Origin of the sequence: Micromonospora sp. NBC_00898, from assembly GCF_045207895.1 — a bacterium.
Classification (GTDB): Bacteria; Actinomycetota; Actinomycetes; order Mycobacteriales; family Micromonosporaceae; genus Micromonospora.
Genome location: NZ_CP108775.1, coordinates 2,719,148 through 2,743,559 on the forward strand (window position 1 = coordinate 2,719,148; position 24,412 = coordinate 2,743,559).

Here is a 24,412-nt window from a genome sequence, read left to right on the forward strand (position 1 = left end):
GGCGTACCTCGTGACCCTGGGTCCAGGCCAGCACCGGCGCGGACGGCGCGACGGTGTCGGCAGACGCCGAAGCGGCGGCCGGCGGGCCGCCGCTTCGGAGGATGGGTGGGATCAGATGGCGCGGGCCCAGTCCAGCCGGCTGCTGTCGACGTACTCGTCGCCCGGGATCCACCACGGCTCGCCGAAGCCGCTGGTGGAGACGATGATGTTGCCGCCGTCCGGGTACTCGTTGGTGGGCGGCACGGACAGCGCCGCGCAGTAGCGGCCGTCGGGGGAGAACACCGGCGACAGGTAGAGCCGCGGGGTGTCGGTGAGCCGCTTCAGCCCGGTGCCGTCGATCCGCACCGACCCGAGCGCCCGGCCGCTCGGGACCTCGGTGTCGCGGGTCCAGCGGTTGGTGCAGAACACCACCCTCTCGGAGTTGGGCATGAAGACCGGCCCGTCGAACATCTCGCCGGCCGCCTCGGGCAGGTAGATCCGCCGTAGCTTGCCGGTGGAAACCTCCAGGATGCGCAACTGTGGGCCCTCGGAGCGGCTGACCCAGCGCACAACGATCATGGAGCCGTCCCGGGACCAGTTGGGACCGGACATTGAATGCCCCTGGACGAGCACCCGCCGGCCGCCGGTGGCCACGTCGACGGCGATCAGGGTGTCGTTCCCGATGACCAGGGCGAGCTGTGTGCCGTCCGGGGACCAGGTCGGGGCGCCGTAGATGACGCCGGGCGGGTCGGCGAGCAGCCGCCGGATCCCGCCGGTGACCCGGTCGAGCAGCGACACGTACGGCGTGAGCCGACCGTCGCTCGACCAGGCGTTGTTGACGAAGGCCACGTACCGGCCGTCGGGCGAGGTGGTGGCGTCGTTGCCCTCGGTGAGCAGCTGCTGCGGGGTGGTGCGCCCCGGGTTGACCTGGAGGACGCCCCAGCCGACGCTGACCAGCCACGGCCCGTTGACCACGTCGGTGGTGTCGGCTGCGCTCGCCGACGCCGCTCCGGCCAGTCCGCCGGCCAGCCCGGTCGCCGCCGCAGCTCCCGCCAGGGCCGCGCCGCGCAGCATCGTCCGTCGTTTCATTTCCATGATGTGGACCCCCGTGTGAAGAGACTTCGCTCCACCCTCTAGAAGGGAGGGTTCCACCTCCATCGGACGACCAGCCTGAGCCGGGTGGGCCGGTCGGACAGGGCGTGGTGGTCCGCCGGTTCGTCGACCTCAGCGCCGTCCACGACGCCGAGGAGTGACGTCGTGGGCGCCGGCGGGCTCTCCACCGGCGCCCTCACCGGCGGGCGTCGAGCAACTCGTCGAGGGCCATCGCGGTGCTGATCAGGGAGAGGTGGCTGAACGCCTGCGGGAGGTTGCCGATCTGCACGCCCGTCGGCGCGATCTCCTCTGAGTAGAGACCGAGGCTGGTGCTGTAGGTGAGCATCTTTTCGAAGGTGAGCTGGGCGTCGTCGAGCCGGCCGGACTGGGCGAGCGCCTGGACGTACCAGAAGGTGCACATGGTGAAGGTGCCCTCGCTGCCCCGCAGCCCGTCGGGCGAGGCCCCCGGGTCGTAGCGGTACACGAGGCTGTCCGAGACCAACTCCGCGTCCATCGCCCGCAGCGTCGACTGCCACATCGGGTCGGTCGGGGTCACGAAGCCGACCCCTGGCATGGCGAGCAGGGACGCGTCCAGGATGTCGCTGGCGTAGTGCTGGACGAACGCCTGCCGTCCGGAGTGGAAGCCTCGGGTCATGATCTGGTCGTACGCCGCGTCCCGGGCGCGCGCCCAGCGGGCGATGTCGGCCGGCCGGCCGCGCCGGTGGGCGAGCCGGATCCCCCGGTCGAACGCCACCCAGGACATCAGCCTGCCGTACGTGAAGTCCTGCCGACCGCCGCGGGTCTCCCAGATGCCGTCCTCCGGCTGATCCCAGTGGTCGCAGAGCCAGTCCAGCACCGCGACCGTGTCCCGCCACACCGCGTGAGACCCGGGCAGGCCCTCAACGTCGGCCAGGTGCAGGCAGCTCAGTGCCTCGCCGTAGCTGTCCAACTGCAGCTGGCCTGCGGCGTCGTTGCCGACCCGCACCGGGCTGGAGCCGCGATAGCCCTCCAGGTGGTCCAACCTCTCCTCGGCGAGGTCCCGGGAGCCGTCCACCCGGTACACGACCTGCGGAAGCACACCGTCCCGTTCGGCGTCCTGGATCCGCGCGCTGAGCCAGTCCAGATACTGCCGGGCCTCGTGGGTGAAGCCGAGCCCGAGCAACGCCCGGACCGAGAACGACGCGTCACGGATCCAGGTGTACCGGTAGTCCCAGTTGCGCTCGCCACCGATCTGCTCGGGCAGCCCGGCCGTCGGGGCGGCGACCAGCCCACCGGTCGGCGCGTACGTCATGAGCTTCAACGTCATCGCCGAGCGCTCGACCATCTCCCGCCACCGCCCGGTGTACCGGGAGCAGTCGAGCCAGCGCCGCCAGAAGTCCCGGGTCCGCTCATACATCTCCGTTGCCTCCGCCGGCGAGACGACGCGGGGCGGCTCGGACGACGCGGTGTGGATGACCAATCCACCGGAGTGGCCCTCGTGGAGAACGCCGAGGATAGTGCTTCCGCCCTGCTCGTCCTGCCGGAAGTCCTGGGGGTTGAGCGGGGTGTCGCCGTGGTGGATGGGGTCCACGGTGAGGGTGAGGTCCCGGCTGCGGAAGGCCGTGCCCTGGAGGCTGAACTCCACCGTGTGCGGCTCGCGGCCGTAGTCGAACCGCGGCTGGCAGTCCATCCGGAAGCGCATGCTCCCCCGCACCACCCGGATAATCCGCACGATGCAGTGCCGGTCGGTGGCCTCCTCGCCCGTTACCGGCATGAAGTCGACGACCTCACCGACCCCGTCCGCGCTGAGAAACCGGGTGATCAGGATCGGCGTGCCGGGCAGATACAACTGCTTGCGCACATAGTCGACGCCGTACGGCGAGATCGTGCAGAATCCACCGTTTCGAGGTCGATCCCGCCAAGTGGCTGTTCTACGCCATGGACGCCTACCGGTTCGCCAAGGACGACCGGCTCGCCGAGCATTTCGCCACGGAGGTCATCCGGGAGGCCACCGCCCCGGGCGGCACGGACCGATCGCCCATGCGGACGGCCGAGGCGCGGCTCACCCTGGCCGCCACCGCTGCGCGAGCCGGTGACCTGGAGAAGGCGGTCGGTACAGGGCTGGCGGCCTTCGCCGCCGGTCGACGGTCGCTGCCTTCGCTGCTCCTGGTCGCCGGTGAGGTGGACGCGGAGCTGCACCGGCGCTACCCGCACGAGCCGGCCACCGCCGAGTTCCGCGAGGCGCTACGGGCGATTCAGTGAGTTGGCAGGGCTCAGGTCACCGCGGTCCGGCCGCGCCGCCTCCCTGGCTAGGACGAAACCGCTTCCACGAAGAGACAACTGCTGCCTCTGCTGACTGCCGACCCCGCGCTGCCCGTCGGTGCCGGAGGCGCCGCGCTCCTGACGGTCACTCCGCACACCGGAGCCGACCTCGCCGAAGCCACCAGCCGGCACCTGCCCGAGCGCAGCGTCGATCTCGACGCCCTCACCGCGCCCGGCGACCCGCCGCTGCGGCCCCTGCCCGACCAGGTCGCGACCCGGTTGGAGACGCTGCACGCGCCGCCTGGCAGGGCGACCGGATCGAGGTCGACGACCTGCTGGTGAGCCTGGCCGACAAGGCCTGGAAGGGGAAGCGGGTCACCGACCTGGAAGAGCTGCTCATGGACCGGCTGGCCGACGCCACCGGCCGCGAGCGGTGGGCGGTGTTCCTCGAACTGGACGACATCCTCGACCGGATCGCCGCCGACGCGGACCGCCGGCTCGCCTGCCAGGCCACGCATCCGGTACCGAATCCGGCCGCCAGCGGTCCGGTCGTAGTCTGACGCCCGTGTCCGCCCTCTCCGCCGCCCTGATCCGGCGGCGCCGCATCGTCCTCGCCGCCGCCGTGGCCGTGGCCGTCGCCTACCCGGGGTCGCGGTGGCTCACGGCCCCCCGCGACGCACTCCTCCTCGCGCTGCTGTATGACGGGCTCGTGGTCGCCGTGCTGGTCGCGGTGCTGCTCACGCTTGCGACCACGGGACGGAAAAGGCCGCCGACCCTCGTGGTACGCCCTGACGTGCCGTCCTTCGAGTCTCCGCTCAGCCTGCCGAGCGTCGCTCTCGCCTTGGCGGTCACGCTCCTGACCGGCGGACAGGCGGGCTCGCTGTTCGACCGGAACAAGCCCTTGGACCTGCAGATCATCGCCGTAGCACTGACCGTCCTCCTCGCAGCGGTAGCGACGCTGTGCCTGGTGGTGGCGTGGCAGGGACTACGGACGCGGCTGGGGCCAGACGGCCTGTGGTGGCGGACCCCGGCCCAGTCGGTGGTCGTGCCCTGGGCGGCGCTGTCACCGGGCGGCCCGCCCCGGCCGAAGCTGAGCGACACCTCGCTGCGGCTCGCCTACGCCCACCCGGAGCTGGTCCAGCGGCGCGGGCCAGCGTGGCGCCTCGACCGCTTCCCCGTCGGGTGGGTGCACCCGTGGTTCCTCAGCGACGTCATCCGACACTACGTGGCGCACCCGGAACACCGGGCGGCGATCGGCACCGAGACCGAGTACCACCGGCTCTGCACCGCCCTGCGCGACGAGGCGTCGCGCACCCACCAGGGCCGGAGCCTGTCCTGACCCGACGACGGCAACTGCGAGTGCCACTGGGGCAGCGCGGAGGAGCGGGCCCTGCTCAAGACGCCGGACGTGAGGCGGTCAGCCGGCGAGCGCCGCGCTGATCGCCCGCACCTGGTCGGGGGCGACCGAGGCCCAGTAGTCGTTGTCGTGGCAGCCCATGCCGATCGCCACCACACCCGGATCGGGCAGCCGGTCCCGCAGCGTCCGAACCGCCGGGGCGAACGGGTCGGCCGCGCCGATCGCGATCCGCACCGGCAGCCCGGCGAACTCCCGGGCCCGGGCCGTCACGTCGTAGCGGGCCCACTCGTCGGCGCTGTCGAACGCGCCGGCGTTGACGCCGCAGGCGTCGTCGTACGAGTGGAAGATCGCTGGTGAGGTGGCGACGACCGCCCGGAACCGGTCGCGGTGGGTCAGCGCGGCCAGCAGCGCCCCGTACCCGCCCATCGACCAACCGGCCACCGCGACCCGGTCGGTACGCAGGCCGCGCGCGGCGAGCAGCGGCAGGAACTCGCCGACCAGCATGCCGAGCGGGTCGTCGCCGGCGTGCGGATGCCAGTACCCGTTCCCGCCGTCCGGCGCGGCGAGCGCGAACGGGGCCACGCCGTCGCGCAGCGCACCGGCCAGGAACTCCGGGTACCGGGCGGCGGCGATCGCGGTGCCGGCGTCGGCGGCGTACCCGTGCAGGGCCAGGCAGACGGGGAGCTGCGCGCCGGGGGCGTACCCGGGCGGGTAGGAGATGGCGAAGGCGACCTCCCGGCGGCGCGCCGCGGAGCGGAAGCTGCCGGTGACCGGCGGCTGCGCGGCGCCGCGCGGCGCGTCGGGCTGCCCGGCGTCGCAGCGACCCAGCGCGCGGTTGAGCACCGACCGGCCGGGCAGCACCTCGGCGTCGACCAGGGCGACACCGCCCGCGCCGAGTCCGGTGACGCCGGCGGCGGCGCCGAGGGACTGCAGGAGGCGACGTCGGGTGATCAGCATCCGGTAACCGTAGCCGCCGCGGTCAGTCCAGCTGGTCCGGCAGCAGCGCCAAAGTCGACGGGAGCTGGGAGTGCAGCGGCGTGGGCAACGCGCCCCGGGGGTACCAGCCGAGCTGGTCGAACTTGTGCGGCTCGCCGATGACCGCCCCGGCCGGGTCGACCCGGACCGCGAAGACCACCGCCACCCAGTGCGAGGGCGGGTCGTCCCGCAGCACGTTGCGGACCCCGAGCAGGGAGATCGCCAGCGGCGCCGTCCCGTACTCCTCGCGGACCTCCCGGGTGACGGCGTCCTCGAAGGTCTCGCCGTACTCCAGCGCGCCCGCGCCGGAGTCCCAGGTGCCGGGTTCGTCGCGGGCGCCGGCGCCTCGCCGGGCCAGCAGCAACCGTCCCGCGCCGTCGTGGCAGACGAAGACGCAGGACACCGAGGGGGTACGCGGGGAGCCGTCGGACATCAGGTCATTCTGCGCCATCGGGTGGCGCTCCGGCGCCGGTGATCAGTGCCTCCGCTGAGCTGGTCCGGGCGTAGAGCAGAAACCTGCCGACCCGGTGGGTGCCGACCAGTCCGGCGTCGCGCAGGCCGGTGAGGTGGTGCGAGACGGTGCCGGCGCTCAGCCCGCAACGCCGGGCCAGCTCGGTGGTGGCGGTCGGCACGGCCAGCTCGTGCAGCAGCGTCGCCCGGGTCCGCCCCAGCACCCGGGCGAGGGCGGCACTGGCCGGTGCGGTGCTGCGCTCCCAGAGCGTGCCGATCGCCCGGGCCGGGTAGCGCAGGACCGGCTGCGCGGCGCCTTCGGTGAGGTTGGACCAGACCCGCGCCCCGGCGAAGACCGATGGGACCAGCAGCAGGCCTCGACCGTCTCCGGCGACGGAGCCCGCTCGGGTCAGGTGGTCGACGTGCAGGGTCCCGTCGTCCCAGGAGACGTACGGGTCGATCCGGTTGAGCAGGCCCCGCACCCCGTCGGCGGCCATCCGGCCGGCCCCGACCAGCACCTCCCGCTCCAGCAGGGTGCGCATTCGGGGCCAGTACGGGGCGATCGCCGCGTCGGCATAGTCGGCGATCACCTCCGCGAGGCCGGCCAGTCCCGCCGACGGGTCGGCGTACAGGGTGGCGAGTTGGGGCGGGCGGGGCCCGGGCAGCTCGTCCAGCCCCGCCCGGACCACCTCCGGCGGGGTGGCGGCGAGCGCGGCCAGTTCCAGCTCGAGGGTGGGCTGGGAGGTCAGCGGAGGCGGGCAGACGAACCCCGGGATCACCACCGTGGGCACCGGCACCAGGTCTGCGAAGAGCCGCCAGTCGACGGTGGCGAGCCGCGGCCGGACCTGGCGGAGCCACGGCTGGTGGGCCGGGAACCAGTCCGGACTCTTGACCACCATGACGCTGGCGACCGCCTCCCACAGCGGCGACACCGCGAACCGGATGTTGGCCAGGTCCCGTACCCCCAGCGCCACGCTCAGCATCCGACACCTCCCGATGGATTCGACGCAGCTCAAACTTATCGACCCGGGACGACGGCGGCGGACAGGCTCGACGCCATGACCACCACCGCCTCCCCGCCGGCGTCGACCCGCTGGCCCCGCCCGTTCCGCTATGTCTACGCCGCGAGCCTGGCCGAGGGCCTGGGCTTCCAGGTGGGCTACCTGGCCGTACCGGTGCTGGCAGTGTCGGTGCTCGCCGCCACCCCCGGGCAGGTCGGCCTGCTCGCGGTGCTCAGCACCGCCGCGTTCCTGCTGATCGGGCTGCCCGCCGGGGTGTGGGTCGACCGGTCACCCCGGCGCACCGTGATGGTCGCCGCCGACCTGTCCCGCGCCGTGCTGTACGCGTCGATCCCGCTGGCCTGGTGGGCGGACACGCTCACCATCGGCCAGTTGTACGCGGTGGTGCTGCTCACCGGCGTCGGCACGGTCTTCGGCGACGTGGCCGCGCAGAGCTTCCTGCCGGAGCTGGTCGGCCGGGACCGGTTGGTGGCGGCGAACTCGCTGCTGATGACCACCAACGCCACCATCCAGATCGGCGGCCGAGGCCTCGGCGGGCTGCTCGTGCAGTGGGTCGGCGCGCCGGTCGCGCTGGCCCTCAACGCGGTCACCCACCTGCTCTCCGCGCTCGCCCTCACCCGGGCCCGCCCCACCGCCGTGGCCGCCGTGCGCCGGGACCGGCCGGCCGGCGGCTTCGGCCGGCAGCTCGCCGAGGGGCTCCGGCACGTGCTGGGCAACCCGCTGCTGCGCCCGCTCGCCGTCTCGCTGGCCGGCATCAACCTGACGGTCAACCTGATGACCACCATGCTGCCGGTGGTCTTCCTGCGGGAGCTCGGGCTCGGCGCCGGCGTGCTCGGGCTCTTCCTCGGCGCCGGCGGGGTCGGCGCGCTGCTGGGCGCGGTGACGGCCCGGCCGCTGGCCGCCCGGATCGGGCACGGTCGCGCGCTGTGGCTGCCCGGGTTGCTGGTGGCGCCGGCCGGGGCGCTGGTCGCGCTGGTCGACACCGGGGCGTGGCTGTGGCTGGCCGGCTTCGGCTGGCTGGCGCTGGCCTGGCGGACCGGGATCGGCAACGTGATCGGGGTCAGCCTGCGCCAGCGGGTCACCCCGGACGTGCTGCTCGGGCGGATGAACGCCACCTTCCGGTTCCTGCTCACCGGCGCGATCGCGGTCGGCGCCGGGCTGGCCGGCCTGCTCGGCCAGTACGTCGGCCCGCGTACCTCCCTCTGGGTCGGCGCGGCCGGCGCGGCGCTGACCTGGCTGCCGCTGTTCGGGTCGCCGGTGCGGACGTTGGCCGACCCGGCCGCGCTCCCGGCGGCCGACCACTGACGGTCGGCGGCCCGCTGTTACCCGACGGTTACCCGGCGGCGAAGCCACTGTGGCACGACGCGCCGACTGTCGAGCCGGGACCACCGGTCCCGCGACAGTCGACAGGGAGGACACGATGAGACTGAGGAGAGCACTGGTGGCGCTGACCGTGCTGCTCGGCGGCCTGCTCGCCGGCGCCGGCGGCGCGGCTGCGGCGACCGCGCCGTACTGCGGGATCACCTGGGGCAGCACGGCGAAGTCGGGCGGCGCGCTGAGCAGTGCCCCGCTGGTGGAGGTCCGGGCCGGGCAGCACGACTGCTGGGACCGGGTGGTGTTCGAGTTCGCCGGCCCGGCGAACGGTTTCTCCGTCGCGTACGGCGAGACGTACACCGAGGGGCAGGGGCTGGCGCTGTCGCCGTACACCGCGGGCGGGGCGCTGCTGCGGGTCTCCCTGCGGGCGCCGGCGTACGACGCGAGCCGCGTCGCCACCGTGCCGTACCGCACCGGCGACCACGCCGTCAACGCGCTGGGCTACCGGACGCTGCGGGACGTGGTCTTCGGCGGCAGCTTCGAGGGGTACACCACCTTCGCCGTGGGCGTCCGGGCGCAACTGCCGTACCGGGTGTTCGTGCTCGCCGGCCCGGGCACGCACAGCCGGATCGTGCTCGACGTGGCGCACAAGTGGCAGGCCTGACCACACCGGTGATGAGGGCCGGTCGGCCCTCATCGCCGACCGTTGCGCCAGGGTCCCGCATTGTCGCGCCGGGCTTACCCTGAGGTCGTCATGGAGGGTCGCGTGCTGGTCGTCGAGGACGATGCCTCCATTCGGGAGGTCACCGCCCTCGGGCTGCGCCGGGCCGGGTTCCGGGTGGACACCGCGGTGGACGGGCCGACCGCCCTCGCCGGCTGGCGGGCCCGGCCGGTCGACCTGATCGTGCTCGACGTCATGCTGCCCGGCCTGGACGGCTTCGAGGTGTGCCGGGAGATCCGCCGGACCAGCCAGGTGCCCATCCTGATGCTCACCGCGCGCACCGACACCATCGACGTGGTGGTGGGACTGGAGTGCGGCGCCGACGACTACCTCCGCAAGCCGTTCGACCTGCCGGAACTGGTCGCCCGGGTCCGCGCGGTGCTGCGCCGGGCGGTCGCCCCGGTCGAGGAGTCCACGGTGACGGCCGGCCCGTTGGAGATCGACCCGGCGCGCTTCGTGGCCCGCAAGGCCGGCCGGGAGCTGACCCTCACCGCGACCGAGTTCCGGCTGCTGCTGGAGCTGGCCCGCCGGCCCGGGCAGGTGTTCACCCGCGAGCTGCTGCTCGACCGGGTGTGGGGGCACAACTACCTCGGCGACTCCCGGCTGGTGGACGTGGCGGTGCAGCGACTGCGGGCCAAGGTGGAGGACGATCCCGGCCGGCCGGCGCTGATCCGGACGGTCCGCGGCGCCGGCTACAAGCTGTCGACGGGGTGACTCCGATGGCCGGCCGCGTACCCCAGGGGCGCCTGCGGCGCCGGCTCGTCATCGCGTTCGTGCTGGTCGCCGGGGTCTCCGCCGGGGTGCTGGCCGGCGGGTCGTACCTGATGCTGCGGCAGGCCCGGCTCGACGGGTCGCTGCAACGCGCGGCGGCCGACGCCCGCTACCAGCTGGTCCTCGCCGGGCAGTTCCTGCCGCTGACCGACGCGCGGCGGGCGGACCTGCTGGCCAGCTTCGAGGGCAACGGGCGGCACGTCCTGCTCGTCGCCGGGGACACCGCGGCGTCGAACCCGCGCTACGCGCCGGCGCCCGGGCGGGAGCTGCGGGCCGCGGTCGCCGCCGGGCAGCTCGGCTACCAGCGCTCCCCCGACGGCGCCCGGCCGCACCTGCTCGTGGTGGGCGGCCGGATCCCCGGCTCCACCGCCGAGCTGTACGTGGTGACCGTCGAGGACGACCTGGTCGACGGCCTGCGCCAGCTCCGCACGGCGTTGCTCGTGGGCTGGGCGGCGGTGCTGCTGCTCGCCGCCGGGGTGGGCAACGCCCTGGCCCGGCGGACCCTGGAGCCGGTGGGGCGGGCCAGCCGGGCCGCCCGGGCGGTCGCCGAGGGCCTGCTGGACACCCGGCTGCCGGTACGCGGCCGGGACGAGTTCAGCGCCTGGGCCGCGTCGTTCAACGAGATGGCCGAGGCACTGGAGACGAAGATCGAGGCGCTGTCGGCGGCCCGGGCCCGGGAGCGGCGGTTCACCGCGGACGTCGCGCACGAGCTGCGTACCCCGGTGACCGCGCTGGTGGCGGCGGCGTCGCTGCTCGACGAGCAGCTGGACGCGCTGCCCGGCGACGCCCGCCGGGCCGCCGAGCTGCTCGTCACCGACGTGGTCCGACTGCGCCGGCTGGTGGAGGAGCTGATGGAGATCTCCCGGCTGGACGCCGGGCGGGAGGCCCTGTCGGTGCGGCCGGTGGACGTCGTCGCGCTGCTGGGCGGCATCGTCGACGCCCGCGGCTGGACCGGCCGGGTGACCGTGGCCGGGGACGCGACGCCGGTCGACACCGACCCGCGCCGGCTGGAACGGGTCCTGGCGAACCTGGTCGCCAACGCCGTCGAGCACGGCGGTGCCGCCGTCCGGGTCGAGGTGCGGCACCCCGGCGAGTCGGTCACCGTCGAGGTCAGCGACGAGGGGCCGGGCATCCCCGCCGGCCACCTGCCGTACGTCTTCGACCGGTTCTACAAGGTCGACCCCTCCCGCACCGGCCCGGGCAGCGGGCTGGGCCTGGCCATCGCCCGGGAGAACGCCCGGCTGCTCGGCGGACGGCTGGGCGTGCGCAGCGAGGTCGGCCGGGGCACCCGGTTCCGCCTCGACCTGCCCGTTCACCCTCCGGGGGGTGACTCATGAGACGCCTGCTCGCTCCGCTGGTGGCGTTCGTCGTGCTCGCCGCCGGCTGCGCCCCGGCCCGGACGGGCACGCTCGGGCCGGCGCCGGCCGGCGTGTCCCCGACCACCGGCGCCACCACCGCGCCGCCCGCCACGACACCGGCGACGATCCCGTCGAGCCGGCGCCCCCCGCCGGCCTCCCCCACCAGCACGACCCCGGTGGCGCCCGACGAGTCGGGCGGCGGCGGGACGATCACCCTGCAGCTCTGGTTCACCCGGGACGGCCGGCTGGCGCCGACCCGGCGGACGCTCCCGGCCACCCTGGCCACGTCCCGGCTGGCGCTCACCGAGCTGGCCGCCGGGCCGACCCGTGCCGAGGCGGCGGCCGGCCTGACCACCCGGGTACCCACCGACGTGCAGGTGGTCCGCATCGCCGACGGGGTCGCCACGCTGGCCCCGCCGGCCGGGTTCGGCGACGGCGGCGCGGCGACCACCCGGCTCCGCCGGGCCCAGGTGGTCTGGACGCTGACCCAGTTCCCCACCGTGCGCCGGGTGGCGTTCGCCGACGACCCGCCGGCCGGCCGGGCCGACTACGCCGACCTGCTGCCGGCGATCGTGGTGACCACCCCGACAGTCGGCGACCGGGTCACCAGCCCGGTGACGGTGACCGGGAGCGCGGAGGTCTTCGAGGCGACGGTGAGCGTCCGGGTGCTCGACGCGGCCGGTCGGGAGGTCGGCACCTCGTTCACCACGGCCGCCTGCGGCTCCGGCTGCCGGGGCGACTACCGGGCCACCGTCGGCTACCGGGTGGCCGCCACCGGTCCCGGCACCGTCGAGGTGTACGAGGTCTCCCCGCGCGACGGGAGCCGGGTCAACGTGGTGGCGATCCCGGTGGTCCTCGTCGCCGCCGGCAGGTGAGAGGCACGCGACGCCGTCACTGCCACCGGGCGGTGAGCAGCGGAGCGGCTGACCGCTCCGCGCGTCCGATGCGCAGATCCTCGAAGATCGTGTTCCGGGCCGCCCGCTCGACCTCGGCATCGAGGTCGATCCCGAGCTCCGCCGACGCGTCGTGGGCCGCCCCGATCAGCACCATCTCCAGGCCGGCGTGGTCGAGGAACCGGGGCGGATCGAGTGGCGCGAACCGGCGGGTGCCGAAGCGCTCCTGCAGGTCGGCGGGGAGCTCCGCCCGGCCCGGGCCGGGCAGCCCCACCCCGGGCGGCGACGGCGCCCGGGGATTCTTCACCGTGACGACGTAGCTCGCCTCCGGCTCGATCCGGAGCTCGTGCTGCGGCGGACCGGGACGGTGGGGCAGCTCGAGCTGATACGCCAGATGGGTGTGGTCGTCGTGCCGGGTGACGCAGTACGCCCCCTCGGCCACCGGCCGAGCCGGGGGTTGGAACCGCTCACCACGGGTCTTCGTCCCGTACAGGTGCGGTCTGAGCGCTTCGTACAGCTCCGCCGGCCGGCTCACCACCGCGTCGACGAACGCCCAGAAGCGGTCGTGCTCGTCGATCTCGGGTAGCCGCTTGCGGCCCACGATCAGCAGCCGCAGCCGCCGCCGTCCGTGCCACGGATGCAACACCACCAGCAACCGCTGCACCTCGCCCAGCGACTCCACGTGCCGCTCACCCACCCGCGGCCGGTAGAGGAAGTAGATGTCGCCGTCCTCCAGCACCTCGGTCACGGCGGCCGCTGTCCTACCGCGTCCCGACGTCGGGCGCCTCGTAGATCCAGGCGCCGTCCGGCGCGCGCTCCGCCCGGCGGTACTCGAACGTCTCCGCGGCCTCGTGCGGTCCGTGGAGTCTCAGCTCGTACGCCATCGGCGGGTCGTCCGCGTCCGGCACGTCCCACTTCACGTTCTGCCTGTCGTACGGCCCGCCGCGCAGGCGCAGATTCACCTCGGCCACGCCCCGACGGTAGCGAAGTCGGATGCCTGCTGTGCCCGAGATGCGGTCATAGGCGGGGCCCGGCGGATCTTCGCGGACTCCCCAGAACGGACCCGTTTCGCCGCTTGCTGCGACCTGGCTCATATTTGCAAGGCGAATCTGAGTGCGCGGACTAAGATCAGTACGACATCGTTTCGCGGGGGGTGGCGTGCAGACTGAACGGCGGGGCGGCCTCGACCAGACCGACCCGGCCGCGCGCAACCCGGAGTTGATGGCCACCGTCATCGACCTGCTCCGTGAGGCCGGCTACGAGCGGATGACCATCGACGCCATCGCCGCCCGGGCCCGAGTCAGCAAGGCCACCATCTACCGGCACTGGCCCGGCAAGGCGGAGCTGGTGGCCGCCGCGCTGCGGCACCGGCAGGTCGCCGTGCAGACCCCCGCCGACACCGGCTCACTCCGCGGTGACCTGCTGGAGCTGCTCCGCGCCACCGCCACCATCTGCATAACCGACGGCGACCTCATGCAGGCGTTGATCTTCGCCATGCGGACCAACCCCGAGCTCGCCCAGCTGGTCCGGCAGCACGTGCTGCCCGCCGACCAGGTCGGCACCGTCGCCGTGGTGGTCCGCGCCGCCGCCCGCGGCGAGATCCCCGCCGAGGCGGGCGAGCGGCACCTCTTCCATGACATCGCCCCCGCGATGGTGATGTCCCGGATCGTCGCCCACGGTCTCCCCGCGGACGACGCGTTCCTCACCCAGCTCGTCGACCAGGTCCTCATCCCGGTGCTCCGCCACCGCTCCGACTGACCGTCACCACCGGCGCCCGTCACGACGCGGGTGTCCCGCCCGTCAACCGCACCGCACGGCTCTCGTCACACGGAAGGCTTCACCATGCCCGGAAACACCCTGACCGCGCCCGGCGCACCCGACGCCATGGCGCCGGCGGCGCACCCGCGGCGCTGGCTGGCGCTCGCGGTCATCGCGATCTCCCAGCTGATGGTCGTGCTCGACGCCACCATCGTGAACATCGCCCTTCCCCAGGCCCAGCTCAGCCTCGGCATCTCCGACGCCGACCGGCAGTGGGTGGTGACCGCCTACACCCTCACCTTCGGCGGCCTGCTCCTGCTCGGCGGCCGGATCGCCGACTACTGGGGACGCAAGCGCACCTTCCTCGTGGGCATGGTCGGCTTCGCCCTCGCCTCCGCCATCGGCGGTCTCGCCACCACCGGCGGCCTGCTCTTCGCCGCCCGCGCCCTGCAGGGGGCCTTCGGCGCACTGCTCGCCCCGGCCGCCCTGGCCCTGCTCACCGTGCTGTTCACCGAGGCGAAGGAACGCGCCAAGGCGTTCGCCGTGTACGGCGCCATCGCCGGTGGCGGCTCCGCCGTCGGGCTGGTCCTCGGCGGCGTGCTCACCGAGTACGCCAACTGGCGCTGGTGCCTGCTGGTGAACATCCCGATCGCCGCCGTCGCCCTGTTCGCCGCGATCCCGCTGGTGCCGGAGAGCCGTGCCCACGGCAACACCCGCTACGACATCCCCGGCGCCGTCGTGGTCACCGCCGGTCTGGTCTCCCTCGTGTACGGCTTCACCAAGGCCGCCGAGGACGGCTGGGACGCCGCCGCCACCATCGGTTTCATCGCCGCCGGACTGGTCCTGCTCGCCGCGTTCGTGGTGATCGAGCTGCGCTCCAGCCACCCGCTGCTGCCGCTGCGCATCCTGCTCGACCGCAACCGGGGCGGGGCGTACATCGCCTCCACCCTGATCGGCGCCGGCCTCTTCGGCGCGTTCCTCTTCCTGACCTTCTACTTCCAGGTGGTGCTGCGGTACACGCCGGTCAAGGCGGGCCTCGCCTCGCTGCCGGTCACCGCCGGTGTCCTGGTCGCCGCGGGCGTGGCCAGCCAGCTGATGCCCCGCCTCGGCGCGAAGCCGCTGATGGTGGCCGGCGCGGTGCTCGCAGCCGTGGCGATGCTCTCGCTGACCCAGATCGACGTGGACACCTCGTTCATCACGCACCTGCTGCCGGCGCAGGTCGTCCTCGGCCTCGGCCTCGGCTTCACCTTCGTGCCGCTGTCCAGCCTCGCCCTGGTCGGGGTGCCGGAGCACGACGCGGGCGCCGCCAGCGCCACGCTCAACGCCACCCAGCAGGTCGGCGGCTCGCTCGGCACAGCCCTGCTGAACACCATGTACACCAGCGCGGTCGCCGCGTACCTGGTCGGCCGGGTCCCCGACCCGATGACCCAGATGAAGGCGCTGGTGCACGGCTACACCGTGGCGTTCGCCTGGGGTGCGGCGCTGATCGTGCTCTCCGGGCTGGCCACCCTGCTGCTGATCAAGGTGCGCAAGGAGGACCTGTCCACGGCCAACGCCGTGCAGATGGGCTGAGCCCGCTCATGACTGCCGATCGCCGGCCTCCCCGCCCCGGGGAGGCCGGCGATCGTGTACCGGTTCGAGACCGAGGCCCGAGTTGGACCTCGACTACATCGTCGTACTGCGCGAGGAAACCCACCGTTCGTTCGACAGTCCCGCTCTGGCGCGAACTTGATGATCGCTGACGCTCGATGGTGGATCACCACGTGTCCATACGGCGGTTACCCGACCTCCGGCTCGCGACGCGCCGCCGTGCGGGCCCGGGCGTCCAGCACCAGCATCGCCACGACCACCACGATCAGCACGGCGAGGTGCAGCCCGCTGTTGGTGAACGTGCCGATCGGCACGGTGGCGAGCACGACGGCGGCGGTGACCAGCCTGCTCCGCGCTGGAGCGGTGCGGAGCGCACGCCGGGCGGCTGCTATCCCGGCCAGAAACATGGCGACGCCACCGGCCAGCGCCAGTGCTGACGGCCACGGCGCCGGATCGCCGGGATGGGCAACCGCGGCGTGGATGCCGACGGCGGCGACCACGATGCCGAGCAGCAGCGGGGTGTGCGCGAAGCCCATCCAAACGCCCAGCCGGACCCGCGGCCCGACCTCGGCGCCGTCCAGCACGGCCTCCGTGGCCCTGGTGTCGGTGAAGTACGCCCACCACAGGCCGGCCGGCAGCGCCAGCGCCAACACCGTGACGGCGATGGTGCCGGCCGTGAGATGGTCGACGTCGACGCCCATGCCGATCGCCACGACCGACTCGCCGAGCGCGATGATCACCAGGAGCCCGTGCCGCTCGACGAAATGCGCTGTGGCGAGGTTGACAGCGGACAAACCGCCGATCCGCGAGTGGACCGGCACCAGATACGGGCTGACGGCCTGCAGCGCGAACGCGGCCAGCCACAGCACGTACTGAGCGGTGCCGCCGGCGAGCCCGCCGCCGAGCACCAGCACGGCGCCGATGTTGTACGGCCACAACTGCCACAGGGCCCGGCGGTCGGCCTGGGTGAACATGAGCAGGTGGACGCAGGTCACCACGGCGTAGCCCACGCCGAAGGCGACACCGGTGTCGGTGAACGCGCGCGGCGTCCCGACCGCGGCGATCAGGAAACCCGCCATCCCCACGAACAGCAGCAGCTTCTGCGCGGCCGACCGGGGCGACACCTGATTGGGCAGCCACACGTACCCGCTGTACACCATCCACAGCATTCCGAAGAGCAGCAGGACCCGGCCGACGCTGGCCGGGGACAGCTCCGCCTCGAGGATCCGGGTGAGCTGGGTCAGCGTGAAGACGAAGACCACATCGAAGAAGATCTCCGCCGGGGTCACCCGGTCGGGCGAAGTGCGGTTCGCGTTACGCGAGCGCGAAGTCGTCATACGCACCGAGCGTAGAGGGATCGGCTTGGCCCATCCCGGAAGGGCTACCAACGCTCGCCAGCTCCGCCGCCGTGCCGGATAGTCGAGCCGGTGAGCGAATTGCCCGGTCCCCCGCCGCCGGAGGTCGAGTTTCCGCCGCCCGCGTACGGGAAGCGGGCCGGCGCTGCGTGCCATCGCGCTTTGGCGGCCCAGGTGCGCAAGCGGGCGCTCCCCCGGGCTGCGCCCGGTGCCGGGAGCGTGAGCAGCGGTCGGACGACAGGCGAGGGTGCTCGCCGACGTGCTGGGCGCCGTGTTCCTCGCCAGCGGCGCCGGATGCGGTCGGTCCTGCTTCGCGGGGTCGAATCCGGGCGGAAAAGCCGCTGCGAGAATGCCAGCGTTGTTGGAGATCCATGGTGTCGGAAGTTCGGTTGGCCGGCAGCCCAGTGATGCGAGGTCCGGCGGGGCGGCGAGGCGCAGGGCGGGTTGGAACAGTGATGTCGTCGCGGTCGCGTCGCCGAGCGTGGTGTGCGTGGGATCAGAGTGACCGGACGCCCGCGCAACGGCCCCCTTCTGCGCTTCCCGACATTCGGTCATCAATGTTGCCTGTGCAGGCCGGGTCACATGGCTACAAGGGAACCTGGCTGTCACACCAGCGTCGACGGTTTTGCAGACCGTTCTTCGGCCACTCGGGCACTCGGGCACTCGGTCGGAGGGTGGAAACCGTGCCCCCGGCTGGATTCGAACCAGCGACCCCCAGGTTCGGGACCTGGTGCGCTCTCCACTGCGCCACGGGGGCATGAGCGGCACGGACGGGATTCGAACCCGCAAGGTGTCCCGGGTGAAAGCCGGGCGACTCTCCCACTTCGTCCACCGCGCCATCCGCGTACCCGGGGTGCGATTCGAACGCACACTGTCGGCTTCCTGAAAGCCGCGCCTCCTGCCAGTTGGGCTACCCGGGCGTGAACACTGCGTACCCTCGGCGCGATTCGAACGCGCAACCCGCGGCCCCTCAGACCGCTGCCTCTACCAGTTGGGCTACGAGGGCTCGTGCTGCGAGCGGAAGACTCGAACTTCCCTCTCCCCGTTCCAGAGACGGGTGTGCTGCCGACTGCACCAGCTCGCAAGGGTTCCGCTCCGCCTTCGCGGATGCGGACCGTGCCCCGACCAGGATTCGAACCTGGGCTCTTCGGCTTCGTAGGCCGACGCTCTCTCCGCTGAGCCACCGGGGCGTACGACCGGCGCCCCCCTCGGGCGCCGGTCGGTCTAACCCTTCACGCAGACCACCTGCTTGAGGTGCGCGACCACCTCGACCAGGTCGTCCTGCTGCGCCATCACCTTGGTGATGTCCTTGTACGCGCCGGGGATCTCGTCGACCACCCCGGCGTCCTTACGGCACTCCACCCCGGCGGTCTGCCGGACCAGGTCCGCGGTGCTGTACGTCCGCTTCGCCTGGCCCCGCGACATCCGCCGCCCGGCCCCGTGCGAGGCCGAGCAGTACGCGTCCTGGTTGCCCTTGCCGCGCACGATGTACGAGCCGGTACCCATCGACCCCGGGATGATGCCCAGGTCCCCCCAGCCGGCCCGGATCGCGCCCTTCCGGGTCACCAGCACGTCCACGCCGTCGTACGTCTCCTCCGCCACGTAGTTGTGATGACAAGAGATCGGCTCGCCGTACGAGACGTGCGGGAACTCGTCCCGGACCACGCCGCAGAGCAGGGCGAGCATGACCTCCCGGTTGCGCCGGGCGTACTCCTGGGCCCACCACAGGTCCCGGCGGTAGGCGTCCATCTCCGGCGTGCCGGCGAGGAACACCGCGAGATCGCGGTCGGGCAGGTCGACGTTGTGCGGCAGCCCGCGGGCCACCGCCATGTGCCGCTCGGCCAGCTCCTTGCCGATGTTGCGGGAACCGGAGTGCAGCATCAGCCAGACCTGCCCGTCGTCCGGACCGCCCTGCTCGACGCAGACCTCGATGAAGTGGTTGCCGCCGCCGAGGGTGCCCATCTGGTGCTGGGCCCGGTGCTCCAGCTGTGCCACCTTCCGGTCCAGCTCACCGAAGCGCCGCCAGAACGCGTCCCAACCGGCGTGCGGCAGGCCCCGGACCCGGCGCGGGTCGACCGGGTCGTCGCGCTTGGCGAACCCGACCGGGATGGTCGCCTCGATGGCCGAACGCAGCGGGGCGAGGTCGTCGGGCAGGTCGGCCGCGGTGAGCGAGGTCCGCACGGCGGACATGCCGCAGCCGATGTCGACGCCGACCGCCGCCGGCGAGACGGCCTGCCGCATCGCGATGACCGACCCGACGGTGGCGCCCTTGCCGAAGTGCACGTCCGGCATGACGGCGACGCCCTGCACCCAGGGCAGTGCGCCGATGTTGCGCAGCTGCTGCGCGGCCTGCGGTTCGATGCCGTACGGGTCGGTCCAGACCCGTACCGGCGCCCGGGTGCCGGCCAGCGGGGTGAAACCCATCGTCGTCTCCTCGTGTCGGGGGGTGTGTTCGAGCGGCTGGCCGGATTCGAACCGGCGATCTTCACCATGGCGAGGTGACGCGCTGCCTGACTGCGCTACAACCGCGTGGTCGTCCCAGGTGGGACGGACGTAGGCCGTACGGGACTCGAACCCGTAACCGCCCGGCTGAGAACCGGGTGAGCTGCCCATTGCTCCAACGGCCCGTGGGACGGGGAACCGTCCCGGATGTGTCGCCCCGGCCGGCGCGTCGGGGCGCCGGCCGGGATTGTGCTCTTTTCATCCACTGTGGAGTTGAGAAGATGCGGCGTCGCCGGCCGGGGCCGGGACAGGGCGAGCAGGGGCGGCAGGATTCGAACCTGCAACCGTCGGGTTTGGAATCCGGTGCTCCACCGGGTTGAGCTACGCCCCCTGAGCGGGAGTGGGTGACGAAAAAGCCGCCCGGTCCCTTCACGGGGCGGGCGGCTGCGCGTGTCGCGCTGGCGCTAGTCGCGCCGCCACCCCGATTGCCACCGCTGACGCTGGCAGCGGCCCAGGCCTCGCTCGCCGGTGGGCAGCAAGGCACCACCGCGCGGCATGGGCCGCGTGGCTTTGGTGCGCAGGTACTGCGTCACGGCGTACTCCCTGGGTTGATCCGGTTGACGTTGCCCGTTCAAGGTAGGTCCAGTGCACGGTGACCGCAATTGTTATTCGGCTGGTCGATGCCGGCGTGTGGCTGGTTGACTGCGGCCATGGTCCCCGAGGCGACGCTGCGGTCCTGGCTGGAACGGCACTGGCGGCTCGGTGACGCGCAGCTCAGCCATCACGGTGGCGGGATGAACTCGGAGACCTGGTTCGTCGACCGGGACGCGCGGCGCTGGGTCTTGAAGTCGGTGGCGCCGACGGCGGGTGCGCGGTTCACGGGCGGGTTGGCGATCGCCGACCGGTTGCAGGGGGCCGGCGTACCGGCGGGAGCGCCGGTGCCCACCGTCGACGGGCGGACGGTGGTGACGGTGGGCGGCCGGCCGCTGGCGTTGTTGAACTGGGTGCCGGGGGTGGCGCTGACCGGCGAGGGTCCGGTGGAGCAGCGGGTCATCGGGTCGACTCTCGGCCGGGTCCATCGGGCGCTCGCGAAGGTCCGGGTCCGCGACGCGGATCGGTTCCACTGGGTCGACCCCACGGCGGGCCACCTGGGGGTACGCGACTGGGTTCGTCCGGCGGTGACCGCGGCGGTGCGCGAGCTGGATGAGTTGGCGCCGGAAACGCTGTCGTGGGGTCTGCTCCACGCCGATCCGGCGCCGGAGGCGTTCCGGTGGGATCGCATGGCGGGCGTGTGCGGGGTGATCGACTGGAGCGTCGCGCTGAACGGTCCGCTGCTGTACGACCTGGCCTCGGCCGTGATGTACGTCGGCGGGCCGGATCGCGGCGGCGAGCTGGTCGAGGCGTACCTGCGCGAAGGCGCGCTCGACCGCGCCGAGGTGGACCGGGGTCTGCGGCCGATGCTGCGATTCCGGTGGGCGGTCCAGGCGGACTACTTCGCGCGGCGGATCGTCGCGGACGACCGCACCGGCATCGATGGGCCCGCCGAGAACGACAAGGGCCTGGCGGACGCCCGGCGGCGTCTGGTGGCATCCGAACCGGGAGACGAGGGGTGGGCCTGAACCGGTGTTGTCCGCCCCCGCCGAGTTGAGGACTGCGGCGGTCGCCGCCGGGGTGCACGATGCGGACATGACCTCCGACGAGGCGCCGCGGCCGGCCACCGTGGACGAATGGCGCGCGTGGCGGCGGACGGTGTTCGGCGACCCGTACCTGGTGTGGCACGACGGGCCGGAGTTCTCCAGGCTGCTGCGGGCGGCGCGGTCTGATCCCGTCATGGTGGAGCGGATGCTGGCGGCCGGCCTCGACGACCGGGACCCGGTCGCCGCGGAGTCCGTGGCGGTGCTCGGCGAGGCCGGGTTCGCGCCGGTTCGGGCTCGGGAGCTGCTGCGCGCCGCCGTCCCCACCGCGTCGAACACCTTTCTGGTCAGCGTCGCCACCGCCCTGCACCGGTTGACCGCCGAGGAGTCGTGGGCGGCGGCGATCGTGGCGGTCCTCGGCGCGCGGCACTGGACCGACCGGATGGATGCCGCGATCGCGCTGGCCCGCTTCGCGCCCAACCCGGACCTTGTCCACGCGCTCGGCCGGGCCGTCCGCGACAGCGAGTACCTGGTGCGGTACCACGCGGCGAACACCCTCCTGCGGTACGCGCAACCGCCGGACGATCCCGAGGTGGACCCTCCGGTCTCCGTGTACCGGGAACCAGGGCTGTTCGAGCTGATCGCGACGCCCCGTGCCGAGGCGCGACGACGATGGCGTCGGCGACGGGACTCCCCCGGCAACCGGGCCCGGTGGCAGGCGGCCGCCGACGAGCTGGTCGGCAGCGCGCTCGCCCGGCTCGACGACCGGTGACGGTTCGGTGCGGGCCGAACCGTCCGGCGGCTACCGTGCCGGAGACGACCGCGCGGAGGCCGGTCCGTTGGCCGGAAGGAAGCGCATGGAGCTGAGGAAGCGGGTGGCGGAGCGGTTCCGCGAGGTCAACGGGGAGCATCCGATGACGGCGGCGGACGACGGGTACGTCAGTCGGCAGTTCGTGGTGCTGGAGGAGCTGTGCGCGGCGACCGGGCGGGACCCGGACGGCGTACGGCGGCTGATGCTGGACCGGCGACTGCCGCTGCCGGGCTATCTGCGCTCGGACGGCGCGGAGATGGTCCCGGCGGACCTGTTCGCGCTGGCCGAGCGGGCGGGCGGCCCGGAGCGGCTGGCGGCCTGGTTCATCGGGCACTGGGCGGACCCGGCGCGGGGCGCGGCGGAGTGGGACGGCTACCTCAGCGGCCGGTACGTCTGCCTGCGCTCGGTCACCCCGGACACCATCCGGCGCAAGGACGAGTTGGTGGCGGCGATCCGGTCCGCGCCGGAGGCGCCGGACGCCGGGTCGGTGGCCTGGTCGGCGCGGCTGCACGCGCTGGTCGACGAACTGGACGCGCTGGAGCCGGCGTTCACCGGGTACGACCGGCTCCGGTTCGGCGGGCTGACCTCCCGGGACACCTGCGTCGACGCGGTGCGGGCCCGCTACCCGCGCTGCGAGTGAGCGATCTCCGCGCGTTCGAAGAGGCGTTCGCCCTGGTGCTGGACGGTCGCGGCGCCGAGGGTCAGCGCGGCGACGAGCAGGGCGAGCACCACCACGGCCGGGCCGCGTCGCGGGGTGGGCGGGTCGAGCAGGGCGCGTACCCGGTCGGGCACGTCGCCGCCGGTCGCGGCGGGCAGCACGTCGCGGGGGTACCGCTGCCGGGCCAGGGCGGCCCGGGCCAGCGCACGGGCGATCAGCCGCCGGTCCCCCAGTCGGGCGGCGGCGTCCTCGTCGGCCCACCGCTCGACGGCGTTGCGCAGCGTCCGGGCGGTGGGGGTGAGCGACGGGTTGGCCGTCGCGGCCAGGTCGACAGCGACGGTCCACCAGGCGTGCCGGTGGGACAGGTGGGAGCCCTCGTGGGCGAGGAGCGCGGAGCGTTCGTCGGCGGCCAGGGCGCGCAGCATGCCGCGGGTGACCACGATGCGTCCGGTGGCCTCCGGGGTGGTGAAGGCGTCGGGGGTCTCGGTGTCGAGCACCACCAGGGAGCCGGGCTCACCGAGTCGGCCGCAGTCGCGGTGCGCGGCGCGCATCGCCCGCACCCGCCGGATGAGGAAGACGGTGGTGCGGGACCCGGCGGCGGCGAGGGCGAGCAGGGCGGCGGCCGAGACGGGCCAGGGCACGGGCGCCTGCGACCGCAGCGCCTGGGCCGACCAGGCGCCGAGCGCGGCGATCTCGGCGTCCTGGCCGATCCAGGTGAAGGCGGCGACCGCGGCGGTGAACCACACCGCCGCGGTGACGAGGAGGCCGCTCGGGGTGAGGAGCCGGACGGCGAGGGCCGGTCGGAGGGTACGGCTCAGCCAGGGCCCGCAGCAGGCACAGGCCACGGCGGACGTCAGCACCACCACCAGGGCGATGATCATGAGTCGGGGTCGGTCCGCTGGAGCAGGGTGACCAGGAGCGCCTCGTCCTCCGGGGTGAGCGAGCCGACGAACCGGGTCAGGACGGCCGAGCGGTCGGTGTCGTCGTCGAGCAGCCGGCGCATCTGGTGGGCGGTCACCTGCGCGCGGTCGCGTACCGCCTGGTAGGCGTAGGCGCGGCCGGCCGGGTGGCGGGTGACCCGCCCCTTGTCGTGCAGCCGGGCCAGCACCGTGGTGACCGTGTTGTAGGCCAGCCCGGCGCCGAGCCGCTCGCGGACCGCCGCGGGGGTGAGTGGGGCGTCGGCGGCGGCGAGCACCGCCAGGATCTCGTGTTCCAGGTCGCCGTGCCCGCGACGTCTGCTCTCCACCCGTCCCCCAGGAACTACAAAGTTTGTAGTAGTAGGCTGCGAACTACAAACATTGTAGGTACCACTCGACGACGGGGAGCGCGATGGACGGCGGACTGTTCGACGAGGTCAACCGGTTCGCGGTGGCCACGCCCTGGCTGCACGCCGCGGTGACCGGCTACGCCGCGTACGGCGTGGCGCTCTTCGCCGCCCTCATGCTGGCCGGCTGGTGGTACGCCCGGGGCACGAGCGACCCGGCCCGGGTGGCCGCGGCCGTCCTGGCCCCGGTGGCGACCCTGCTGGCCGTGGCCGTGAACCAGCCGTTCGTGTCGGCGTTCCACGAGGCCCGGCCGTACAGCAGCCACCCGGGCATCCTCGTCCTGGCCACCCGCAGCACCGACTTCTCGTTCCCCTCCGACCACTCGGTGATGGCCGGCGCGGCGGCCGCCGCGCTGTGGTTCGTGTCCCGACGGCTCGGCCTGGTCACCGCGGTCGCTGCCCTGGCCATGGGCTTCTCCCGGATCTACATCGCCGCGCACTACCCGCACGACGTCCTCGCCGGCCTGATCCTCGGCGCGGTGGTGGCGGTCGTCGTCGTGCTGCTCGCCCGCCCGCTCACCACCCGGCTGGTCACCGCGCTGGGCCGCACCCCGGTGCGCCCGCTGGTCACCGCCGAGCCCCCGACGCCCGATTCCCTCGTCGCCGGCGCCACCGCCGGCCAGGGGCGGACCCCGCCGGGGGCCACCGGTCGGTGACCCGGTGCGGCGCC

25 protein-coding genes and 9 tRNA genes are annotated in these 24,412 nt (G+C 73.4%); 14 read left to right on the forward strand and 20 right to left on the reverse strand.

Annotation, left to right across the window (positions count from 1 at the left end):
* Positions 1 to 111: 111 nt before the first annotated feature.
* Entirely contained in the window at positions 112 to 1,074 is a 963-nt protein-coding gene (locus tag OG799_RS13240) for a hypothetical protein (protein ID WP_406045335.1), read from the reverse strand.
* Between the two features lie 193 nt (positions 1,075 to 1,267).
* Positions 1,268 to 2,911 carry a glycoside hydrolase family 15 protein gene (locus OG799_RS13245; RefSeq protein WP_406045336.1) on the reverse strand — a complete coding sequence of 548 codons (1,644 nt, stop codon included), beginning with the start codon at positions 2,909 to 2,911 and terminating at the stop codon, positions 1,268 to 1,270.
* A gap of 77 nt (positions 2,912 to 2,988) precedes the next feature.
* Between OG799_RS13245 and OG799_RS13250 the strand changes: the two genes are divergently transcribed.
* The 3 genes from OG799_RS13250 (at position 2,989) to OG799_RS13260 (ending at position 4,651) form a co-directional block, all read left to right on the forward strand.
* Positions 2,989 to 3,312, forward strand: a complete 324-nt coding sequence (locus tag OG799_RS13250; RefSeq protein ID WP_406045337.1) for a tetratricopeptide repeat protein — start codon at positions 2,989 to 2,991, stop codon at positions 3,310 to 3,312.
* A gap of 338 nt (positions 3,313 to 3,650) precedes the next feature.
* On the forward strand, positions 3,651 to 3,872 hold the full coding sequence (locus OG799_RS13255) for a hypothetical protein (RefSeq protein WP_406045338.1): 222 nt from the start codon (positions 3,651 to 3,653) through the stop codon (positions 3,870 to 3,872).
* A gap of 5 nt (positions 3,873 to 3,877) precedes the next feature.
* Positions 3,878 to 4,651, forward strand: a complete 774-nt coding sequence (locus tag OG799_RS13260) for a hypothetical protein (RefSeq protein WP_406045339.1) — start codon at positions 3,878 to 3,880, stop codon at positions 4,649 to 4,651.
* 78 nt (positions 4,652 to 4,729) lie between these two features.
* On the opposite strand, the gene OG799_RS13265 is transcribed toward OG799_RS13260, so the two are convergent.
* The 3 genes from OG799_RS13265 to OG799_RS13275 are packed head-to-tail and all read right to left on the reverse strand — an operon-like array spanning position 4,730 to position 7,077.
* Positions 4,730 to 5,626: an alpha/beta hydrolase gene (locus tag OG799_RS13265; RefSeq protein WP_406045340.1), complete on the reverse strand. Its 897-nt coding sequence runs from the start codon at positions 5,624 to 5,626 to the stop codon at positions 4,730 to 4,732.
* Between the two features lie 22 nt (positions 5,627 to 5,648).
* The gene (locus OG799_RS13270; protein ID WP_406045341.1) at positions 5,649 to 6,077 is read right to left on the reverse strand and encodes an NUDIX domain-containing protein; all 429 of its coding nucleotides are present in this window, start codon (positions 6,075 to 6,077) and stop codon (positions 5,649 to 5,651) included.
* 4 nt (positions 6,078 to 6,081) lie between these two features.
* A complete protein-coding gene (locus OG799_RS13275; RefSeq protein ID WP_406045342.1) occupies positions 6,082 to 7,077 on the reverse strand; it encodes an ArsR/SmtB family transcription factor in 996 nt (331 codons plus the stop codon).
* A 75-nt stretch (positions 7,078 to 7,152) separates the two neighbouring features.
* Here OG799_RS13275 and OG799_RS13280 point away from each other — a divergent pair, with 75 nt between their 5' ends.
* The 5 genes from OG799_RS13280 to OG799_RS13300 all read left to right on the forward strand — a co-directional run bounded on the left by OG799_RS13280 (position 7,153) and on the right by OG799_RS13300 (position 12,152).
* The gene (locus tag OG799_RS13280) at positions 7,153 to 8,418 is read left to right on the forward strand and encodes an MFS transporter (RefSeq protein ID WP_406045343.1); all 1,266 of its coding nucleotides are present in this window, start codon (positions 7,153 to 7,155) and stop codon (positions 8,416 to 8,418) included.
* A gap of 115 nt (positions 8,419 to 8,533) precedes the next feature.
* Complete coding sequence (locus OG799_RS13285) at positions 8,534 to 9,091, forward strand: hypothetical protein (RefSeq protein ID WP_406045344.1); 558 nt, start codon at positions 8,534 to 8,536, stop codon at positions 9,089 to 9,091.
* A 90-nt stretch (positions 9,092 to 9,181) separates the two neighbouring features.
* Positions 9,182 to 9,862: a response regulator gene (locus tag OG799_RS13290; protein ID WP_406045345.1), complete on the forward strand. Its 681-nt coding sequence runs from the start codon at positions 9,182 to 9,184 to the stop codon at positions 9,860 to 9,862.
* 5 nt (positions 9,863 to 9,867) lie between these two features.
* The gene (locus tag OG799_RS13295; RefSeq protein ID WP_406045346.1) at positions 9,868 to 11,256 is read left to right on the forward strand and encodes an ATP-binding protein; all 1,389 of its coding nucleotides are present in this window, start codon (positions 9,868 to 9,870) and stop codon (positions 11,254 to 11,256) included.
* Complete coding sequence (locus OG799_RS13300; protein WP_406045347.1) at positions 11,253 to 12,152, forward strand: Gmad2 immunoglobulin-like domain-containing protein; 900 nt, start codon at positions 11,253 to 11,255, stop codon at positions 12,150 to 12,152. Before OG799_RS13295 ends, OG799_RS13300 begins: the two co-directional genes overlap by 4 nt.
* A gap of 16 nt (positions 12,153 to 12,168) precedes the next feature.
* On the opposite strand, the gene OG799_RS13305 is transcribed toward OG799_RS13300, so the two are convergent.
* Both OG799_RS13305 and OG799_RS13310 read right to left on the reverse strand, forming a co-directional pair.
* Complete coding sequence (locus tag OG799_RS13305) at positions 12,169 to 12,918, reverse strand: hypothetical protein (protein ID WP_406045348.1); 750 nt, start codon at positions 12,916 to 12,918, stop codon at positions 12,169 to 12,171.
* 13 nt (positions 12,919 to 12,931) lie between these two features.
* Positions 12,932 to 13,141: a hypothetical protein gene (locus OG799_RS13310; RefSeq protein ID WP_406045349.1), complete on the reverse strand. Its 210-nt coding sequence runs from the start codon at positions 13,139 to 13,141 to the stop codon at positions 12,932 to 12,934.
* Between the two features lie 187 nt (positions 13,142 to 13,328).
* Between OG799_RS13310 and OG799_RS13315 the strand changes: the two genes are divergently transcribed.
* Positions 13,329 to 13,928 (forward strand): TetR/AcrR family transcriptional regulator, encoded by a 600-nt coding sequence (locus OG799_RS13315; RefSeq protein ID WP_406045350.1) that lies wholly within the window; start codon positions 13,329 to 13,331, stop codon positions 13,926 to 13,928.
* 84 nt (positions 13,929 to 14,012) lie between these two features.
* Complete coding sequence (locus tag OG799_RS13320) at positions 14,013 to 15,500, forward strand: MFS transporter (RefSeq protein WP_406045351.1); 1,488 nt, start codon at positions 14,013 to 14,015, stop codon at positions 15,498 to 15,500.
* A gap of 206 nt (positions 15,501 to 15,706) precedes the next feature.
* Here the strand turns inward: OG799_RS13320 and OG799_RS13325 are convergent, their stop codons facing one another.
* The 11 genes from OG799_RS13325 to OG799_RS13375 form a co-directional block, all read right to left on the reverse strand.
* Complete coding sequence (locus OG799_RS13325; protein WP_406045352.1) at positions 15,707 to 16,855, reverse strand: low temperature requirement protein A; 1,149 nt, start codon at positions 16,853 to 16,855, stop codon at positions 15,707 to 15,709.
* Positions 16,856 to 17,557: 702 nt separating this feature from the next.
* Positions 17,558 to 17,630 (reverse strand) — tRNA-Arg (locus tag OG799_RS13330).
* A 5-nt stretch (positions 17,631 to 17,635) separates the two neighbouring features.
* Positions 17,636 to 17,711: transfer RNA gene (locus OG799_RS13335), tRNA-Glu, on the reverse strand.
* Positions 17,712 to 17,718: 7 nt separating this feature from the next.
* Positions 17,719 to 17,793, reverse strand: a tRNA-Leu gene (locus OG799_RS13340).
* A 12-nt stretch (positions 17,794 to 17,805) separates the two neighbouring features.
* Positions 17,806 to 17,879, reverse strand: a tRNA-Leu gene (locus tag OG799_RS13345).
* 5 nt (positions 17,880 to 17,884) lie between these two features.
* A tRNA-Gln gene (locus OG799_RS13350) sits at positions 17,885 to 17,957 on the reverse strand.
* 33 nt (positions 17,958 to 17,990) lie between these two features.
* Positions 17,991 to 18,063, reverse strand: a tRNA-Arg gene (locus OG799_RS13355).
* A gap of 34 nt (positions 18,064 to 18,097) precedes the next feature.
* Positions 18,098 to 19,297, reverse strand: coding sequence for an RtcB family protein (locus OG799_RS13360; protein WP_406045353.1), 1,200 nt, complete (start codon positions 19,295 to 19,297; stop codon positions 18,098 to 18,100).
* Positions 19,298 to 19,328: 31 nt separating this feature from the next.
* Positions 19,329 to 19,402 (reverse strand) — tRNA-Gly (locus OG799_RS13365).
* Between the two features lie 25 nt (positions 19,403 to 19,427).
* Positions 19,428 to 19,500: transfer RNA gene (locus tag OG799_RS13370), tRNA-Glu, on the reverse strand.
* 132 nt (positions 19,501 to 19,632) lie between these two features.
* Positions 19,633 to 19,706 (reverse strand) — tRNA-Trp (locus OG799_RS13375).
* Positions 19,707 to 20,025: 319 nt separating this feature from the next.
* Between OG799_RS13375 and OG799_RS13380 the strand changes: the two genes are divergently transcribed.
* The 3 genes from OG799_RS13380 (at position 20,026) to OG799_RS13390 (ending at position 22,400) form a co-directional block, all read left to right on the forward strand.
* The gene (locus OG799_RS13380) at positions 20,026 to 20,934 is read left to right on the forward strand and encodes a phosphotransferase enzyme family protein (protein WP_406045354.1); all 909 of its coding nucleotides are present in this window, start codon (positions 20,026 to 20,028) and stop codon (positions 20,932 to 20,934) included.
* A 67-nt stretch (positions 20,935 to 21,001) separates the two neighbouring features.
* Positions 21,002 to 21,721: a hypothetical protein gene (locus OG799_RS13385; protein WP_406045355.1), complete on the forward strand. Its 720-nt coding sequence runs from the start codon at positions 21,002 to 21,004 to the stop codon at positions 21,719 to 21,721.
* A gap of 85 nt (positions 21,722 to 21,806) precedes the next feature.
* A complete protein-coding gene (locus tag OG799_RS13390) occupies positions 21,807 to 22,400 on the forward strand; it encodes a DUF6058 family natural product biosynthesis protein (RefSeq protein WP_406045356.1) in 594 nt (197 codons plus the stop codon).
* Here OG799_RS13390 and OG799_RS13395 read toward each other — a convergent pair.
* Both OG799_RS13395 and OG799_RS13400 read right to left on the reverse strand, forming a co-directional pair.
* Positions 22,382 to 23,299 carry a M56 family metallopeptidase gene (locus tag OG799_RS13395; RefSeq protein ID WP_406045357.1) on the reverse strand — a complete coding sequence of 306 codons (918 nt, stop codon included), beginning with the start codon at positions 23,297 to 23,299 and terminating at the stop codon, positions 22,382 to 22,384. The genes OG799_RS13390 and OG799_RS13395 overlap by 19 nt on opposite strands.
* Positions 23,296 to 23,664, reverse strand: a complete 369-nt coding sequence (locus tag OG799_RS13400) for a BlaI/MecI/CopY family transcriptional regulator (protein WP_406045358.1) — start codon at positions 23,662 to 23,664, stop codon at positions 23,296 to 23,298. Before OG799_RS13400 ends, OG799_RS13395 begins: the two co-directional genes overlap by 4 nt.
* 83 nt (positions 23,665 to 23,747) lie before the next feature.
* Between OG799_RS13400 and OG799_RS13405 the strand changes: the two genes are divergently transcribed.
* Positions 23,748 to 24,398: a phosphatase PAP2 family protein gene (locus OG799_RS13405; protein WP_406045359.1), complete on the forward strand. Its 651-nt coding sequence runs from the start codon at positions 23,748 to 23,750 to the stop codon at positions 24,396 to 24,398.
* The last annotated feature ends 14 nt before the right edge of the window (positions 24,399 to 24,412 follow it).